Annotated in this window: 11 protein-coding genes; 7 read left to right on the top strand and 4 right to left on the bottom strand. The window is 43.0% G+C overall.

All coding sequences use genetic code 11. From position 1 onward, the window contains the following. Positions 1–3: 3 nt before the first annotated feature. The 4 genes from Q0307_RS14310 to Q0307_RS14295 all read left to right on the top strand — a co-directional run bounded on the left by Q0307_RS14310 (position 4) and on the right by Q0307_RS14295 (position 3,725). Positions 4–681, top strand: coding sequence for a DUF533 domain-containing protein (locus Q0307_RS14310; protein WP_298661488.1), 678 nt, complete (start codon positions 4–6; stop codon positions 679–681). Positions 682–751: 70 nt separating this feature from the next. Next, on the top strand, positions 752–2,257 hold the full coding sequence (gene lnt / locus Q0307_RS14305) for an apolipoprotein N-acyltransferase (RefSeq protein ID WP_298661487.1): 1,506 nt from the start codon (positions 752–754) through the stop codon (positions 2,255–2,257). A 16-nt stretch (positions 2,258–2,273) separates the two neighbouring features. Beyond that, complete coding sequence (locus Q0307_RS14300) at positions 2,274–2,744, top strand: hypothetical protein (protein WP_298661486.1); 471 nt, start codon at positions 2,274–2,276, stop codon at positions 2,742–2,744. A gap of 30 nt (positions 2,745–2,774) precedes the next feature. Next, positions 2,775–3,725 carry a DUF808 domain-containing protein gene (locus Q0307_RS14295; RefSeq protein ID WP_298661485.1) on the top strand — a complete coding sequence of 317 codons (951 nt, stop codon included), beginning with the start codon at positions 2,775–2,777 and terminating at the stop codon, positions 3,723–3,725. Positions 3,726–3,741: 16 nt separating this feature from the next. Here the strand turns inward: Q0307_RS14295 and Q0307_RS14290 are convergent, their stop codons facing one another. The 3 genes from Q0307_RS14290 to Q0307_RS14280 are packed head-to-tail and all read right to left on the bottom strand — an operon-like array spanning position 3,742 to position 8,052. Then, complete coding sequence (locus Q0307_RS14290) at positions 3,742–5,259, bottom strand: peptidoglycan-binding domain-containing protein (protein WP_298661484.1); 1,518 nt, start codon at positions 5,257–5,259, stop codon at positions 3,742–3,744. A gap of 30 nt (positions 5,260–5,289) precedes the next feature. Then, positions 5,290–6,696, bottom strand: a complete 1,407-nt coding sequence (locus tag Q0307_RS14285) for a FecR family protein (RefSeq protein ID WP_298661483.1) — start codon at positions 6,694–6,696, stop codon at positions 5,290–5,292. 18 nt (positions 6,697–6,714) lie between these two features. Next, complete coding sequence (locus Q0307_RS14280) at positions 6,715–8,052, bottom strand: hypothetical protein (RefSeq protein WP_298661482.1); 1,338 nt, start codon at positions 8,050–8,052, stop codon at positions 6,715–6,717. Positions 8,053–8,278: 226 nt separating this feature from the next. On the opposite strand from Q0307_RS14280, the gene Q0307_RS14275 reads away from it, so the two are divergent. The 3 genes from Q0307_RS14275 to Q0307_RS14265 all read left to right on the top strand — a co-directional run bounded on the left by Q0307_RS14275 (position 8,279) and on the right by Q0307_RS14265 (position 12,263). Beyond that, positions 8,279–10,504, top strand: coding sequence for a CHASE2 domain-containing protein (locus Q0307_RS14275; protein WP_298661481.1), 2,226 nt, complete (start codon positions 8,279–8,281; stop codon positions 10,502–10,504). A gap of 82 nt (positions 10,505–10,586) precedes the next feature. Beyond that, on the top strand, positions 10,587–11,783 hold the full coding sequence (locus Q0307_RS14270; protein WP_298661480.1) for an MFS transporter: 1,197 nt from the start codon (positions 10,587–10,589) through the stop codon (positions 11,781–11,783). Positions 11,784–11,879: 96 nt separating this feature from the next. Further along, the gene (locus Q0307_RS14265) at positions 11,880–12,263 is read left to right on the top strand and encodes a hypothetical protein (RefSeq protein WP_298661479.1); all 384 of its coding nucleotides are present in this window, start codon (positions 11,880–11,882) and stop codon (positions 12,261–12,263) included. Positions 12,264–12,357: 94 nt separating this feature from the next. On the opposite strand, the gene Q0307_RS14260 is transcribed toward Q0307_RS14265, so the two are convergent. Further along, positions 12,358–13,497: a hypothetical protein gene (locus tag Q0307_RS14260; RefSeq protein ID WP_298661478.1), complete on the bottom strand. Its 1,140-nt coding sequence runs from the start codon at positions 13,495–13,497 to the stop codon at positions 12,358–12,360. Between the last annotated feature and the right edge of the window lie 309 nt (positions 13,498–13,806).

Raw genomic sequence — 13,806 nt, 5'->3', positions numbered from 1 at the left:
AGCATGGATATTAATAATTTATTAGAACAACTCTTGAAAGCAGGCAAAGACACCGCACAAAAAGGCCAAGCAATGGCTGAACAGAAGCTGGGTATTCCGGCTGAAGGTGGGCAACGTGATTCAATGCTTTCAGGCATGAAAACCGGTGCAGCAGCAGCGGGGGTGTTAGCACTCTTATTAGGGACTCGCGCTGGGCGTAAAGTCACGGGCGTTGGTTTAAAAGTGGGCAGTTTAGCAGCCTTAGGTGGCTTGGCTTATCAGATGTATAACCGCTGGCAAACAGAGAATACCACCACAGCTACTGTGGATAGCCAAAGCCCAACACTTTTGCCAGCACCTGAAAAACAACCGTTGCTGTCTGGTGAAGTCTTATTAAAAGCCATGGTAGCGGCAGCTAAAGCGGATGGTCAGGTTGATGAGCATGAACTGGCTACAATTCGCAATAAAATGGCTGAGTTACATCTCGAGCAAGATGTCAACGACCTGCTGATGAATGAATTAGTTAGACCTCTGGGTGCAAAAGAAGTTGCCGCTTTGGCTAAAGGAGATAAGCAGGCAGGTTTAGAGCTGTATTTGGTATCTTCGCTGCTATTAGATAAGAGCCAAGAAGCCGAGCGTGTGTATTTGAATGATCTACAAGCCGCACTGAATTTACCGGATGCAGTGGTTGCTTTGGCCTAAAGCATAGAAAATGCATGGCACAAGCAGAAGGCTGGAGTATAATCCAGCCTTTTCCTTTTGAGCGTCTTGCATGTTGTCGTTTCGCGCCCAAATTTCTTGGTGGGATTATTTCCTAGCCTTCCTCGCTGGTTTAGTGTCGGTTTTTGCCTTTGCCCCCTTTGCTTGGTGGCCGCTGGCCTTCTTAACACCCGCTGTATTTTTCTGGTTAAATCTGAAGCCACTATTACGTGGGCAACGCTTACGCCTTGCTTGGGTGTTTGGGCTTGGCCTATTTGCAGGGGGCGCACACTGGATTTATTTTAGTATTCACTACTTTGGTGGTGCAAATGTTTTCCTAGCAACGACGATGGTGGCAGCCTTTGTGGTGCTCATTGCTTTGATGCTGATGTTGTTTGGTTTGATTGTGTCCTTTTTTCCCTATCAGGCTAGTTGGGTGAAGCTCTTACCGGTATTCCCAGCCGCTTGGAGTATCACGGAGTGGTTTCGTGGTTGGTTCTTAACCGGTTTTCCTTGGTTACAATTGGGGCATACTCAAACGGATACGTTTTTAGCTAGTTATGCCCCCATCTTTGGTTCTTTAGGGGTTAGCTGGCTAGTAGCGTTGGGTGCAGGTGCTTTAGTTTTAATTCTAATCGGCGAGCGCTTACAGAAAATTTATGCGGTTGCTTTGATTGCTTTGCTATTCGCGGGTGGTTATGGCTTGAGCTTCATTAATTGGACTCAGCCAGTAGGTGAGAAGCTATTCGTAAGTCTGATCCAAGCCAATATTCCACAAGAAGAAAAATGGTTGCCAGAGTTTCGTAATCAGCATATTCAAAAGCATATTGATATGATGGAGCCGCGGATTACTAGCTCGCACCTTATTATTTGGCCGGAAACAGCGATTTTTGATACCTTCCAACAGTCGATGGACGATGTAGTCAAGCCCTTACAAGAATCTTTTAATGCCGCGGAAACCGACTTGCTAATGGGTGGCTTTCAGTATGAGCAATCCACTGACAATATGTATAACGCGATTATGTCAGTGCGAGACTTGGATGTGTATGGTAAGCGGCATTTAGTGCCTTTCAGTGAATATACCCCTTTCTTGGAATATCTCCGCTGGCTAGAGAGTTTTATTATCTTGCCTTACGAGAACGTTGCTCCTTGGAAGGGTAAAGTTAATTTGCAGGTTGCAGGTCAGCCGATGCGTATGTCAGTGTGCTATGAAGATGCTTATGGCGAGGAAATGATTACTGGTTTGCCTGAAGCCACTATGCTGGTCAATGTCAGCAATGATGGTTGGTTCACTGGCTCGATTGAACCCGCTCAACATGCTCAAATAGCGCGCTTCCGAGCTATTGAAACGGGGCGGTATCTGTTGCGGGCGACCAATAATGGCATTAGCGCAATTATTAATGAGAAAGGCAAAATCGTTGTCACAGGGCCACAGTATCAAGAAGTGGTTGTTGAAGAGTTTGCCCAACCTATGCAAGGCAGTACTCCCTATATCCGCTGGGGCAACTGGTTCTTAATCCCTATCCTAACGATTGCCTTAGTAGTAGTTGGTTGGTTAGGTCGTGGAAAATTCCGTTAACCAGTTGGAGTAGATCATGCGTAATAAAATTGTGGTGAGTTTAGGCGTACTCGCTAGTTTGGCTGTGGTGAATAAGGTACAGGCTGATGAGGTCTGGGACAGTAATTCAGGGCGAGTTGTCTATGAAGCAGAAATGGGGCCAACTGCTGTGTGGTCGTATGGGAATCAACAAGAGCCGGGGGTGATTTACGTGCTAGGTTTAGCGAAAGTCTATAGCAATCGTACTAGTTATCCGGGATATTGGGCAAAGAATACCGCGAAGAAAGCTTGTGATACACAGCGCCCTGGTATCAATGGGCAAATGACAGCTTATTGGGGGCGTTTCAATGTAAAGTTTTTGGATAAGAATTTTCCATCCCGTTGGGAAGCAACTTGGAGCTATTGTGATGGGCCTGATGAAGCTCTAAAAGTGCAAGCTAAGCCTGTGGTAGGTACGCCCAATCAGCCTAATAATTTGCAAACTACACCAGCACCGGCTATTAAATAAACATTTAAAGTATAAAATTTCGGAGTCGCTATGGCGGGGGCCAGTCTATTAGCTGTTTTTGATGATATTGCTGCCATTTTAGATGATGTTTCCGTCATGGCTAAAGTTGCTGCCAAAAAGACTGCAGGGGTGTTAGGCGACGATTTAGCCTTGAATGCTCAGCAAGTTGCAGGGGTGAATGCCGATCGCGAATTGCCGGTGGTGTGGGCGGTAGCGAAAGGCTCGTTCTGGAATAAAGTGATTTTAGTTCCAGCCGCTCTAGCCATTAGTGCCATTGCGCCTTGGTTAATTACACCGTTATTAATGATTGGTGGTGCTTACCTGTGCTTTGAAGGCTTTGAAAAAATCTATCACAAAATCTTTCATCAAGCTGAGGAAGAGCAACACCATCATGTAGAGCTACAAGCTTTAGCTGATCCCGCTGTCGATATGGTGGATTTTGAGAAAGATAAAATTAAAGGTGCGATTCGTACCGATTTTATCCTCTCCGCCGAAATTATTGTGATTGCATTGGGCACAGTGAAAGATGCATCTTTTAGCTCGCAAGTCTTAGTGGTCTCGCTCATCGCACTGATTATGACGGTGGGGGTATATGGTTTAGTGGCTGGGATTGTGAAGCTGGATGATGTCGGTTTACATTTATTGAAAGATACCGCGCAAAGTACTTGGGCTGGGTTTAAACGTTCCTTAGGTCGCGGCTTATTAGCGTTTGCACCGATTCTGATGAAGACTTTATCTATCGTTGGCACCTTAGCGATGTTTATGGTGGGTGGGAGTATTTTGGCGCATGGTCTACCACACTCACATGAGTTTTTAGAAGGGGGTGCAGCGTTTGTGCGTCAAGTCAGTGGTCTTGGTAATGGGCTAGGAGCTATCACTCCTACTTTGCTTAGCACCTTTATTGGCGTGGTAGCAGGTGGTTTAGTCCTATTAGTCTGGACACCATTGAGTAAGGGGATTAGTGCAATGAGAGGGGCTTAAAGCCCCTTTTTATGTTTTAGCCCCAGCGAGCTACAATCAGTTTGCCGCCAGCTTTCTGTTCCATCAAGGTCGTGCGGGCACTGTAGCGGGTATCAACAAGATAACTAGGTTCGGAGGAGTAAGTCACTTCAGAACTTGTGATCTGGCCTGCTTCATTCAGTTCAACCGTCACTTCTTCAGAATAGGTATTTACAATCGATAAGCCTACACCCTCAACACTAGTGGCGGAAGAGGTATCACGTACATCATCATAAGAACCTACTGCCATAACAATTTTACGGGTATGTCCGGCAGTATCTTTTTCCACCTTGACGACTGTAACCGTATGATCAAATTTTCCGTCACCGCTATGGTCGATGAAAATAATATTACCCGCAGCTAGTTGGTCAACAGGCAACTCAGGCTTGGAGCTATCCCCCCGATTATCGTAGCTAGAACGCCAATCAAATAAGCGCGTACAGGATTTGGCTACTTGATCGGCACTGATTTGGGGATAATGTACGTTCACGCCATATAACATCGAATGTTGCGAGTCGAGCGCTTGCACTTTTACAATCGCCCCATAGCCGGGACGCGAAACACGCAAACCTTCACTACTCAGCAATTTATCAGCGCGGCTAAATAAACCTTGGGTTTTATCACTGGTTGCTATAATCCATTTCTTTTCAGCAAACGCGCTACGTAATACTGGATGCGGCAAATTGATCATCCGATCTTCACTTAGTTGCTTGCGGAATTGATCCATGAAGAAGAGAGCAATATTTTTACAATCGCCCTCTACCCGATTGCGCTTCATAACTTCCCAGTAAAAGGCCACAAACTGACCAAAGGCAGTACGAATTTCTGGGCTACCCCATGTAAAGACTTCTGCAGTACTGTGAATACTTAAAACAGGCAAACCTAATGCGCGGAAATTAGATAGATAAGCCAAAGGATCAGTCGATTTAACTGCAGGTGCACGCAGATCAAGAGCAGCGACTGCTCGATCTAAAGCCATTAATGTGGACGTATCAAGGCTACCGGTCGCAGTTAGAGCTTTGGAGTTTTGGAAGTTAATGACTGCAAGCTCTGTCATGCCACCAAAACTACCATCACATAAGCCACGCAAAAAACCTAAGCGCCCAAGTGCATATTGCACAGCTACGACCTCCGTACCTGAAGATCCACGTACCAAATTGCTAGTGAGTCCACGCGGAAAAGCTTTGGCCAATGCTCTATCTGCTAAATTGCCAGTGCTTGTTGGGGGTGTTGAAGTTGTAGTGACCAATTCGCGGATAGCTGCGACCATTTTTCCTACAATTGTGGGCGCGTTGGTCGTACCCAAATCCAATGAGAGTGAAGAACCATTGACATCGAAGCGATCAAGGGCAGTGAAGAGATAAGTAAACTCAGTACTGCTAAGCACACCATTACGATTTAAATCCAAACTTGACCAGTTTAAGCCTGCTAAACGTGGGTCTTGGCTAGCGTGGAAGGTGCTTAGGTTCTTATTCGTCATCTCTTGTAAAAAATCAGTGCGATTTAGGCTAGGCATGGCTTACTCCTCAGATTTATTACGCTAAGTTTAGTTGCCATCTGGCTGTTGGATAAGAAAAGCACCATTGATATGGTTAGCCGCATTATTTCTATCCGTCATATTGAAGCCACCCACAATTCCTTGACCGTTGTCACCAACAAAATCACCACTAATCGAGCCGTTCACTTGACTGGATTGATGTGTTGTATTGTTAGTTAATTGACCACCTTGGAAGTTCAGGCTTAAGTCACCCGAGCTGAGCTGACCATCAAATTGTCCCTGCCAAGTATGATCAGGTACATTAGCGCTAATCTGTCCATTGGTGACTTTGCCACTATCGAAGTTAATATTCATACCCACCTTCAGTTGACTGACTGAACCCATACTGCTTTGTACAGAACTGGCTAGGATATGGTTGTAGTTAGCTGAGCCACTACGTTGTTCTAAAATAGTCTTCGGTGTGCCTTGGTAGGAAATCCACATCAGTCCCTGTTCATTAGGCACGGGTCTGCCCGATTGAGCAGTGTAGTCATCCCAACGTCCCCATTTCACATCAAACTGATTCAAGGGTTGCTCATTTTGTTTTACATGATTGAGCGTCGTAGTCAAATACTCATTCTTCAATTTTAAAGTGGGTGTGCCTTGCTGGTCTTTACTGGCAGAACCCTTATTAACGGCAGCGTTTGAAGGGGTGATAATAATGGCTTTACGCGCTAGAGTCGTAGGGTCAATTGGCTCTTCTGGTAGTTCACCGTCTCTAGGTTTTACTAGCACTTCGCTCTCGAAAGTTTCCTTAGGTAACATAGCTACTGTAGTGGCAGTTGGCTTAGATTTAGTTTTCTTTTCTGTAAAGACCCGAGGTGCTTCCTGCAAAAGCTCGCATTCTCCCTTAGGATTAACAAAGGCAAAATTTGCAGCTTGTCCATTGCCAATCATTAAATTACAAGCCCCTGAATAGGTTTTAACGCTAATACCACCTTTCCATGCTGCTAAATACATACCCTCTTTAGCAAGGCTAACTTCATAAAAAGTTCCACGAATTCCAATGGTTGCAGTCGGAGTTTTTAATTGGTATTCAGATTTATCTTGTTTGCCAATCGCTCCAGAAATAGTACGCAAGCCTCCAGAAATTAATTCCATAATTACACTACCATGCTTGCCATCAGCATTGAGCTGATATTTTTCTAAGCGCAATTCAGAGTTTTCATGTAATTCAATATAGGCATCGTCTACCATGCGAAATTGGGCTGTAGAATCTTGCGCAGAGCGAATAATGTCGGCTCGATACACAGCGCTTAAGCGTTTAATTGCAGTTTGTGCTCCATAGCGATCGGCTTGAATGCGGCCTTTAGCTAACAAGGTTGTACCTAAGTGTTCACTCGTAGTGGTGGTAGCCAATACGACTGGGGAACTCAGGAGTAAGCAAAGAAAGCTAGCAATAGATTTATTTAGCATGGGTAAGTGCTCCTGAAGCTAAAACTGGTAATTAAGGCCTGTTTTAATAAAGGCTTTTTCTGAATCATACAGATCTAGATTACTCGCATTATTAACATAACCAGCATTAGTAAAAAAGCTTGCTTTACTGCTTAGTTGAATTTGATGTGCAAGTTGTAGAGTCAGACGCCTATCTTTGCGTTTAGCTCGGTAAGTTAGGTCAACATCTTGGTTGACTCGACGCTGTACATTAATACCTATGGAACTAGTATGTTTGGGATTCCAAGTTTTACTGACCCCATAACCGAGGCTAACTACATCACGATTTAGGTATTTGAATTTGTCTTTTTCTGGAGTTTCGTGACTGATGGAAAGCCCTAGTTGATGACCTAGTTCATTAGCATTGAATTGATATTGAGTATTTACTTGTAAAGTTTGGTTATTCTGATTTTTGTTATTAGCTTTATGATAATCTGTATTATTCCAATGGATAGCAGCTTGCCAATAACTCGCTAAGTCTTGTTGATAGTTAATACTGGCCTCTAAAGTTTGTGAGCTACTGTAATTCTGTTCACGTAAATTCAAAGTTTGCAGATTTAGACCTAATTGATACCGTTTCTTACCATTAAGAAAGACTTGACCAGCATTCAGATTCAAACTGTTAGTGCTATAAGCTACAGCATGTGAGTATTGTTTATGATTAAAGTTAGTAGTTACAAACCAAGTGCGCTCAGCAGTTTGAATGCGGTTATAGTTTAATTGCGCTCCTAGTTCACTAAAACTAGAGTCTTGCTTGATGGAAGTGTTATCGAGAGTTACTCCACCGAAAATTGGCAAATTGATACTGGCATTATTCACCCCTAAATTCACATTATTGTCATGTCCTAGAGCAAAACTGGCCGAGCTGTGCCAATTACTCTGGCTATTATCTGGCGTTTCTAAGGTTAATGCTTGTAGTTGTTGTTCTACATTGCTACGGACTATCGCAGGCATCGTTAGTTCTAAGGCCATTTTGAATTCAAGTATAGCTGAATCTCGATTATCTAAAGCTAGATAAGTGCGTGCTAATTCTAAGTGTGGGCGGACTTGCTTAGGTTGATTGATTACAGCTCGTTTTAAAGCCATTAAAGCATAGTCGAAATGACCTGTTTCTAGAGCCGCTAAACCATAGAGATAGTCAAATTCTGGCTCGCCTTCGTATTGATTTTTTAATTTTTTGGCTTGTTCCCAAGCCAGAGCATATTGATCAGTGGCTATGGCTTGTTGTAAACCATTGAGTGTTATAGGTGACGTTGCCAAGCAGCTTGGGCTGGAAAAAATAAACCACCAAGTGATGCAAAGTTTTGGTAGAGTTAACTGATTGATATAAAACTGCATTAATGGGGTTCGCCTTCAAGTAAACTTGCTTCGTTTTATCCAAGGTGGAAGGTGTAGTCTCGTAGAGCGTATTTGCTTTTTTATAAGCAACCAAATTAGAAACTCTATACTAACAGAAATTAGCCAGTTGCTAATTAGTAGTAAAATCCTCAATATAAGTTCAAACCTTGTGCATAACTAACGGGTTTAAGCCTGCTAAAGCGTTAAACTAAGTCATTTAATCACTATGTATCAGCCTCTATTACAGCGCTGGCGTCGAGGGCAAGAATTATATGTCTTAGGTTTTGGCATAGCGCTTCTGCTTATCAGTTGTTTAATGTACCTAGGGCATCTATCAGTAGTTCCCTTAGTTTTTCAACGCATGGAAGCGCTAGCCTATGACTTACGCATGCGTTTAACCATACAACAGCAACCAGAGTCTAATCCTCCCATTCTGATTGTTGATATTGATGAAGTCAGTCTGCAAACCGAAGGGCAGTGGCCGTGGCCACGTTACAAGCTCGCTAGTCTGATTGAACGTTTACATACGGCGGGTGCTGCAGTGATCGTTTTAGATATGAGTTTCCCTGAGCCTGAAATCAACCCACTTGATGAAATTAAGCAGCGTTTACCGAGCTTTAGCCAACTTGACCCAAGCTTATTAGCGCACTACCAGCAATTAGATGGAGATGAGCACTTAGCAAGTGTGTTAGTGGGAAAAAATGTGATTCTAGGTAATTTATTTCATCAATCCGATAATTTTCAAAAAGGTTTATTAAAACCAGCGCTGATTGATTGGCACTCTAATGCTAAGAGCTTGCCTACGAGCTTAGTGATGTTAGGGGTGACGGCCAATTTGCCTAAATTGGCTGAAGCAGCTGCACAAACTGGATTTTTAAATATTTTTCCCGATGATGATGGGGTTATTCGCTCAGCGCCTTTAGTTTTAGAGTTTAAACAGCAGCTCTATCCGAGTCTAGCTTTACAAGCGACCCGCCAATATTTGCTGGATGAACAGCCTATCAAACTGACTACTAACAGGGTAGGCAACGCTGAAGTCATCACCCAAATTGAATTCGCTGGTAAAGTCATTCGTACCGATCCTACTGGGCAAATTATTATTCCTTTTCTGGGGGCAATGGGGCAGTTTGAGCTTATCGCTGCTACCGATATTTTACGCCAGCCGGTATCTGCTCACTTGGCAGATGCTATTGTCTTGATTGGAACCTCGGCTAAAGGCTTGGCCGATCTACGCTCGACACCTTTTCAGTCTGGCTTGCCGGGGGTAGAAGCGCAAGCCACATTGATTTATGCCTTATTACATCCAGAAACTATTCCGGTTACTCCAGAGTGGTTGGATGCAGCCATTATTTTAGAAATGTTGTTATTGGGTAGTGCCATGCTCTGGTTGTATCCACATCTGCAGCCCTATGGAATGCTAGTATTTGGAGGCATGTTGGTTATTCTGGTGACCAGCTTGAATGTCTGGTTATGGGGCTATGGGCGGGTCAATACCCCGTTATTGCCACCGTTGCTGTTAGTGTTAGCGATAAGTTTGTTATTCGGCTTAGAGCGTTTATTAAACGAACATCGACAGCGGCAGCGAATCCAAGAGATGTTTGGCCAATATGTGCCTTCTGGACATATTGAGCAGTTGTTAGCGAACAAGCAGCTCAATACCAGTATGGCAAGTGAGCGTCGCCAGATGACTGTATTGTTTTCAGATATTCGTCAATTTACCTCCTTAGCGGAGCAACTTTCCTCAACTCAAGTACAAACTTTCCTTAATACTTACTTGACTCCACTCACTTCAATTATTTTTCAATATCACGGCACGGTCGATAAATATGTAGGTGATATGATTATGGCGTTTTGGGGTGCTCCCCTACCGGATAAGTCCCATGCTGAACACGCCGTTTTGGCTGCGCTCGCGATGCAGAAAACTCTTAAAGCTATCCAGCCACGCTTCAATGACTTGGGGATTCAAAGCACAGTACAAGCTGGGATTGGTATTCATAGTGGTGAAATGACTGTCGGTGATATGGGGTCAAGTTATCGACGTGCTTATACGGTGCTTGGGGATGCGGTCAATTTAGCTTCACGTCTACAGGAATTAACTAAATATTACCAAGTCGAAAGCTTGGTTAGTTTAGAAACGGTGCAGCTTTGCCCCAATATCCAATTTCGCCTGTTAGATTATGTGTGTGTACGTGGGCGGCAACAGCCAGTCATGATTTATCAGCCCTTGGGTTTAAATTCAGAGCTAGCTGCTGAGCAGTCTTTATTGGTTAAACACGAGACCGCGATTCAAGCCTATTTAGCTGGGGATTGGGACTTAGCTAAAGCTAATTTAGAGGAACTAAATCTTCAGCAGCCGAGTCATTATTACTCATTAATTTTAAGACGTATGCAAGCTAGTGCTTATCAAGTTCCTACGGCTTGGAATGGAATTGTTAGCTTAAAAGATCTTTAAGAATAAAGGCTTTTACTCGTGTTCGTTGAAAGCGTTACCATGCGCGTTTTCAGATAATATTCACAAAAATGGGGCATCGTCTATGTTACCACCACGTCCGTCCGGAGTGATTGCCTTAGCGGCAGACACCGATACTGGCGGAGCTTTAGCTCGTTTAACTGCTTTAGAGGGACTAGCCCGTGCAGTTCTTGTTGGCATTATTCCACTCATTGCTTTTGAAGCTTTAGGTAGTAAAGAAGCGGTTGCGCAAATTTATTTAGTAGCCGCACTCGTTACCCTATTGATAACCCTTAATTTTAGTCGGTTAGAAAAGCTCTTACAGCGCCGCTGGGTGCTAAGCTTAGGTGCAGTGATGCTCGTAGTGTCATCACTCCTCATGTATTTTGGCAGTGGGTGGCTATTCGCAACGGGAATTGGTTTGCGTTCGGCGGCGGCTTCCATTTTTACCGTATGTATTTCGCTCTATGTCATGGACTATATCGAAAAGCTCGAGTTTGCACGCACTGAATCGCGGCGTATGCTGTATAACGGAGTTGCTTGGTTAGTCGGGCCGCTATTAGGTATTTTTTTATGGGAACATGGCATGCCGTTCAGCGCCTTCTTAGTTTCCATGATTAGTGCACTAGTGATGCTGGCTTACTTCTGGCGTCTACGTTTAGGTGATAATCCTGTTCTAACTGCTGCTAAACCACGCAAAGCCATTCACCCTTTAATCTTAGTCCCGCATTTTTTTAAGCAAAAATTCTTACGTATTTCTTATCTAATTACTTTAAGCCGTTCGGTATTTTGGGTGCTCTTATATGTCTATGGCCCTATTTATGCGGTGGAGGCGGGTTTACCTAAATGGGTAGGCGCTGCTTTATTATCTTTAGGCTGTGCCATGCTATTTTTCAGCCCTTGGGTTAGAGCTTTAGCGGAGCGTTTTCATACTAAAAATGTGCTGATTTTTGGTTTATCTTTATGTGGAGCTTCCTTATTAGGTTTAGGTTTATTGGGTGAGGCTCAAAAAATTGGTGTGGTATTGTGGTGGGCAGGGGCTTGGGGGGCATCTTTTGTAGATGTCCTCGGTAATATACCTTTTATGCGCACGGTAAAGCCTTACGAGCGTACTGAAATGACCATGGTGTTTTCAACATGGCGGGAAATGTCGGAGTTACTCACGCCTTTGGTCATTTCGATTATTTTGCTAATGCTACCTTTCTACACGGTCTACTATATTTTTGGTATCTTCTTGTTATTGGTGGCTTTCTATACAAGGTCTTTGCCGACACGGGTCTAAAAAGCAGCGTTCGTTAGCTTGGGAATTTTTCGCAAAACTCTCAAGTTCTGCACTAGACTTAAGCGATTGTTTGTAAAGCTGGAATAGACAATAAATATGAATTGGTTAAGGGGAAGTCAACGAGTAAGCATACTGCTTGCTTGTTTAATGCTGAACACCGCTTGTAGTATGGTCAGCGAAGAGTCGGGGGGTATTCCGGAAATTCAGGGAGTATGGCGCTACTCAGATGGGGTACTGCCTCATGTGAGATCCTCTTTAACTTATGAGTTTCAGCAGAGACGTTTTCGAGTCAGCGGCTATCCTAATATTTACGCGTATGGCAACTATGCTTTCGAGATGAGTGAGCAGGGCGGTTATCAAGTAGCTTTAGTACCTGAGGAAAGCCAAGGTTTTGAGCCACGCACGATTCAGATACAGCCTACTGGTGGACGAATTTTATTAATCGACCATAAAATCTATCGACGCATTTTAAGGCATTAGCTATGTTAAATTTTGCTTAACCGGTCTCGTTATGCCTACTTTAATTTAATTAATTTGGCATCATTTATTGCTAATAATGGGTATTAGTTAATATCTAAAATCCTGTACGTAAAAAACGAAAAGAAGGTAGTGGGGGTGGAGCTAAAAACATGAGTTCATTGCCTTTACAGGAGTAAGCTATATTGTCCTCAATATGACCTATATCAGGAAAGTTCTTCATGGGTTCTGATACTCCACTAGGAAGAAGAGTCATGCTGCCCTTAAGCGTTGAGTCAAGTATTTTAGTACACATTATTGTGGTTCCATTGGTAGATCTAGTTGTATATGCAAACTTTTCACTTGATACCGAAGACGAAAGTATTGACATATCAAGACCAAAACCTGACGTAAATTTATAACTCACAGTATCGTCGCTGCTTCCTAGGCCTTGTTGAGTAAATGTAGTAGTAATCTGGCTATCTTCATAGTTTTCTATTTTTAAATCAGGTGGAGTGTTTGGGTAGTTTAAAATATAGTCAACTAAATGCTTATTATCAAGTTGCCATGAGCCAATCAAACATTTATCAATAATAGGTTTTTTAAAATCACAAGTACAAGCTTCATCAGGCTTTACCTCATAAGATAAGGGGATTTTTCTCAAATCCTGCTCATTTAAATGAGTAAGATATAGTTTAATACTCTGCTCTCGATTACATTGTGACTTCAGCCATTGCTCTGTTTCTGTGGGGCGGAAGCGCTGTGAAGGTGAGGGTTCAATAGTAAGTTGAACACTTGGGTCAGCTAAAGAATTAAATTTAATGATTTTAGAAGCTGGCAAAGTTACGCTAATAATATTTAGTCGTCCTTGTGGTAATTGTGGTATTAAGATCTGTTGACGAGAATCATCTAATTGTATACTAGGCAACTCAGTAATAGCTTCTGCGCTTTTAGTAATTAATCCTCCGCCTAAGTCAGGTAGATTATGATCTAATAAACCTAAATAGCTATCATGAAATAAAGTATTATAATCTGTGCGTGCTAGAAACTGGCTTAACTGTTGAATTCTTTGATGATCGAGTATATCTTTTGCAAAGCGCACAGTGGCGTAATCCCCATGTTTCCTCGCATACTCAGAAAATAACCAATTAGCCTTATAAGGCTGTTTGAAGTCTCTTGAAGTTAAGTCAAATTTTTGAGTATGTCTAAACTCATAGTTAGCTTTAGGGTAGATAATGTTAGCAAGCCAGTCAGCCACACTTTCTTCTCTCCATTCATCTCTATCGAAATTACGTTCGAATACATTATACGAGCTGTGATGGATATTATAAAAACTAAAGCAATGGGCTATTTCATGGGCTATAAGAAAAGAAGTCCAGTCTGGTTCAGCTAAACTTCTACCACCAGAATAAACCTCAGCCCAACATTCATTGCTAGCTCTGTCTGGAAAGTAAGCTAGTCCAGTCTCACTTTCAGTCTCAACTGTTCGTGGTATAAAAACTATATATATTTTAGGTCATGCACCAGAGGAGTTGAAGAGCCACTAAAGCGGTAGTAACTTAAGCGA

The organism is uncultured Thiothrix sp., from assembly GCF_937873765.1.
Classification (GTDB): domain Bacteria; phylum Pseudomonadota; class Gammaproteobacteria; order Thiotrichales; family Thiotrichaceae; genus Thiolinea.
This window is presented reverse-complemented; position numbering and strand designations above follow the sequence as displayed.

What these genes read in the sequence shown, in the direction of transcription:
- Q0307_RS14310 (WP_298661488.1), top strand. Translation starts at nt 4, where the DNA reads ATGGATATTAATAATTTATTAGAACAACTCTTGAAAGCAGGCAAAGAC.
- lnt (WP_298661487.1), top strand. Translation starts at nt 752, where the DNA reads ATGTTGTCGTTTCGCGCCCAAATTTCTTGGTGGGATTATTTCCTAGCC.
- Q0307_RS14300 (WP_298661486.1), top strand. Translation starts at nt 2,274, where the DNA reads ATGCGTAATAAAATTGTGGTGAGTTTAGGCGTACTCGCTAGTTTGGCT.
- Q0307_RS14295 (WP_298661485.1), top strand. Translation starts at nt 2,775, where the DNA reads ATGGCGGGGGCCAGTCTATTAGCTGTTTTTGATGATATTGCTGCCATT.
- Q0307_RS14290 (WP_298661484.1), bottom strand. Translation starts at nt 5,259, where the DNA reads ATGCCTAGCCTAAATCGCACTGATTTTTTACAAGAGATGACGAATAAG.
- Q0307_RS14285 (WP_298661483.1), bottom strand. Translation starts at nt 6,696, where the DNA reads ATGCTAAATAAATCTATTGCTAGCTTTCTTTGCTTACTCCTGAGTTCC.
- Q0307_RS14280 (WP_298661482.1), bottom strand. Translation starts at nt 8,052, where the DNA reads ATGCAGTTTTATATCAATCAGTTAACTCTACCAAAACTTTGCATCACT.
- Q0307_RS14275 (WP_298661481.1), top strand. Translation starts at nt 8,279, where the DNA reads ATGTATCAGCCTCTATTACAGCGCTGGCGTCGAGGGCAAGAATTATAT.
- Q0307_RS14270 (WP_298661480.1), top strand. Translation starts at nt 10,587, where the DNA reads ATGTTACCACCACGTCCGTCCGGAGTGATTGCCTTAGCGGCAGACACC.
- Q0307_RS14265 (WP_298661479.1), top strand. Translation starts at nt 11,880, where the DNA reads ATGAATTGGTTAAGGGGAAGTCAACGAGTAAGCATACTGCTTGCTTGT.